4 protein-coding genes are annotated in these 3,361 nt (G+C 61.3%); 1 reads left to right on the top strand and 3 read right to left on the bottom strand.

The features are described 5' to 3' along the window. A partial coding sequence (locus VGP39_RS11560) for a LysR family transcriptional regulator (RefSeq protein ID WP_327568240.1) occupies window positions 1-893 on the bottom strand: 893 nt, incomplete at its 3' end. A 157-nt stretch (window positions 894-1,050) separates the two neighbouring features. Here VGP39_RS11560 and VGP39_RS11555 point away from each other — a divergent pair. Continuing rightward, window positions 1,051-1,245, top strand: a complete 195-nt coding sequence (locus VGP39_RS11555; protein ID WP_327568239.1) for a hypothetical protein — start codon at window positions 1,051-1,053, stop codon at window positions 1,243-1,245. Window positions 1,246-1,351: 106 nt separating this feature from the next. Here the strand turns inward: VGP39_RS11555 and VGP39_RS11550 are convergent, their stop codons facing one another. Then, entirely contained in the window at window positions 1,352-2,320 is a 969-nt protein-coding gene (locus VGP39_RS11550) for a hypothetical protein (protein ID WP_327568238.1), read from the bottom strand. Between the two features lie 109 nt (window positions 2,321-2,429). Further along, window positions 2,430-3,361: toprim domain-containing protein (locus VGP39_RS11545; RefSeq protein ID WP_327568237.1), on the bottom strand; the 932-nt coding region annotated here is incomplete at its 5' end.

Raw genomic sequence — 3,361 nt, 5'->3', positions numbered from 1 at the left:
CACCACTGTCCCTTGAAGCGCGGCAGCAGGAAGTGAATGAAGGCCGTCACCTTCTGCGGAACGAATTTCGGCGAGGGAAAAACCGCATGCAGCTCCTGTTCGAGGAGCACGTAATCTTCCAGCACGCGTACGATCCTGCCCGATTTCAGCGATGAAGAGGCTACATAGGTTGGCAGGATCGCGATGCCGAGATTGAGCTGCACGGCCGACAGCAAGGTCGACAGATTGTTCGATCGCAACCGGCCATTGACGACGACGGCGTGCACGCCGCCTTCGCGGGAGCGGAGCTGCCATACCGCGTCGCCCTGAACGCTGGAATAGACAATGCAGTCGTGGCCGTCCAGATCGCCCGGCGACTGCGGCGTTTCGTGCCCGGCGAGATAACCCGGCGAGGCGACCATGGCCCACGGATTGGACCCGATATAGCGGCCGCCGAGCGACGAATCGGCAAGCCTGCCCATCCGCAAGGCGACGTCGACGCCGCGCGCCACCAGGTCCACATAGGCATCCTCGCAGGTGATATCGATCTTGAGCCGGGGCTGCTGCCGCATGAACTCGATCAGCATCGGCGCGACGATGCGCCGGCCAAACGCCACCGATGTGGAGATTCGCAGCGTGCCGGTGAGCGCGCCGCTGTGGCGGCCGACCACGGCGTCGGCATCGTCGACGTCCTTGAGGATTGCCTTGCAGCGCTCGTAATACAGGCCGCCGCCTTCGGTCAGGCTGATGCCGCGCGTATTGCGATTGAGCAGCCGCGCGCCGAGATGCGATTCCAGCCACGCGATATGCTTGGTGACCGTCGATTGCGAAACGACAAGGTCGTCCGCCGCCTTGGAAAAACTGCCAAGCTCGACGACGCGGGTGAAAATTCGAAATCCGGTTAGCTGGTCCATGTCAAGCCTCACCCGTCATGGCTTCATTGTACCGTGAACCGCCGGACCGGACATCGCTGATTTATTCCAGGGCCGAATAATAGAAATCGACATTACCAACTTCGCATCGGTCCCGTTGTGCTGCACGATTTCGTTTCGAAGCGACAGGAGGAAAGCCATGGAGATGAGCGCCGTGACCAATTCAATGGATAACGTCCTGCCGTTCAGGTCCGTTCGGGATTCATCGCCCGACCGTGACTGGCTTGTTCCGGCGACCGATCGCAAATGTCTTGATGGCAACGCGCAACCTGTCGCGCAGCTAGATGGGTCGGATTCGTCGCGCTCGCGCGGATATGGCCGCTACGAAATCTGACGGAGCGGACGGAAGAATGCCCGGATGTCCTCGGCCAGGCATTCGGGTTCTTCGAGCGCTGCAAAATGGCCGCCGAAGCTGGTTTGCGTGCTCGCCGGCTTCAACCTCAGAGAGCGATGGCGGCCAGGAACATGATGCCGCCTTCGACGCGCTGCCGGATGCTTTGAAGCTTTGAAAAACCGTGCTTACCCGCGGTGCCGTGGGTCGCCTCGTTGAACACGTGGAACAGTTGCAGGATGTCGTCAATATCCTTCTCGACGAACCCCAGCATCTCAGGAGAATCTACGCCCTTACGCTTCAGCAAATAGCGGATTTTAGCACGGCGTGATGGTCCGGTCCTGTTGGGCGTAAGCTCGCAGTTCGGATCGGCTTCCAAAACATCTTCATCATCTGCCCACTTATCGAGAATCTCCGTGAAGATCTCTCGCACACTGGTGCAGAAATGTCGGCCTGCATCCGGATTGACGGGATTGAGCGAGTACAACGCCCCGCGCCAGCGGTCGCAGAGCTCTTGAGAAAATCCGACCAGGTATTCGAGAATTCCAGTGTCCTGACCGTTTTCGGGGACTTTCGGTTCATCCGCGGTCAGAGCTTCAGCCACCTCAGCGCTGTTGCTGGCTTCTCTCTCCGACAGCGCCAACAAGTCCGCGTATGCCGTCGAGCCTGCCGATCGCTCGACGCGGTCGAAGCGCTCACTCAAATCGAAGGTAGAGTCGCGCACCTCGACGTATCGGGTGGTGGACATGGCCCGAAGTGCAGAGAGACTGCGCTGGCGATTCCGTTCGACTTGCGCATTGTGGGTTCGGACGGCCTGATTATATTTGCTGAGCGCCGCGCTGGCGTTCTGGTTGTGTTGGCGGACCCGACGATTGTAGTCGTCAACCACGCGCTTGTTGTGCTGATTGACCCGGTCGACTTCGCGATTAACGTCCCGCACATGCTTTTCCGCCGCGGCGCGGTTGGCGCGATTGACCCGGTCGACTTCCTGGTTATAGCGGCGGATGGCTTCACGCTGGGCATTCTGCTGCTGGCGGTCCATAGCCTGATATTGCGACGGCGTCATATAGCGGACCAACGTCTCCTCCTTCAAAGGTCGCCATTCCCAAGGCAATGCGTCATATTCTATCGCGCGATCCTGCTGGTGGGCACGGCGCGAAGGACGCCTTTGCCCACCCTACGCAGCCTCACACATCCACATTGGCGCTCAGCGAATTGTCCTGGATGAATTCGCGGCGCGGCTCGACTACGTCGCCCATCAGCTTGGTGAAGATGTCGTCGGCCTCGTCGACTTCCTTGATCTTGACCTGCAGCAGCGAGCGCTCGTTGGTGTCGAGGGTGGTTTCCCAGAGTTGGCTCGGGTTCATCTCGCCGAGGCCCTTGTAGCGCTGCAGCGCCACGCCCTTGCGCCCCGCATCGGTCACCGCCTCGAACAGGCTGACCGGGCCGTGGATGACGGTCTCGGTGTCCTTGCGGCGCAGCATGCCTGGCTTCGGATAGGCCTCCTGCAGTTTTGCGGCGTAATCGTCGAGCTTGCGCGCGTCGGCGGAGCCGAGCAGCGCGTCGTCGATGACGGCGACGTCTTTCACGCCGCGCACGGTCCGCTCGAAGAAAAATCCTTCGCCTTCGGTGAAGCGTCCGGTCCAGCCGCGCTCGACCTCATCGGCCAGCGCGTCGAGCCTTCGCGCGATGTAGCCGGCGGCGGCGTTGGCGGTGGCGACGTCGCCGGTGATCTTGGGGTTCATCACGCCGGCGATCGCGGCCTGCTCGATCACCCGGCGGTTATAGCGGCTGTGCAGATTGTGCAGCGTGCCGCGGATCACGCGGGCGTCCTCCACCAGCGCCAGCAGATCGCGGCCCTTGCGCTCCTCGCCCGACGCCATCCTGAATACGCAGTCGTCGAGCCCGGTGTTGATCAGATAATCCTCCAGCGCACGCTCGTCCTTCAGATACTGCTCGGACTTGCCGCGCGTCACCTTGTAGAGCGGCGGTTGCGCGATATAGAGATGGCCGGCCTCGATCATCTGCGGCATCTGCCGGAAGAAGAACGTCAGCAGCAGCGTGCGGATATGCGCGCCGTCGACGTCGGCGTCGGTCATCACGATGATCTTGTGATAGC

Origin of the sequence: Bradyrhizobium sp., from assembly GCF_036009065.1 — a bacterium.
Classification (GTDB): Bacteria; Pseudomonadota; Alphaproteobacteria; order Rhizobiales; family Xanthobacteraceae; genus Bradyrhizobium.
This window is presented reverse-complemented; position numbering and strand designations above follow the sequence as displayed.

Excerpts from the sequence above, each read along its gene's own strand:
- VGP39_RS11555 (WP_327568239.1), top strand. The coding sequence starts at position 1,051 with ATGGAGATGAGCGCCGTGACCAATTCAATGGATAACGTCCTGCCGTTC.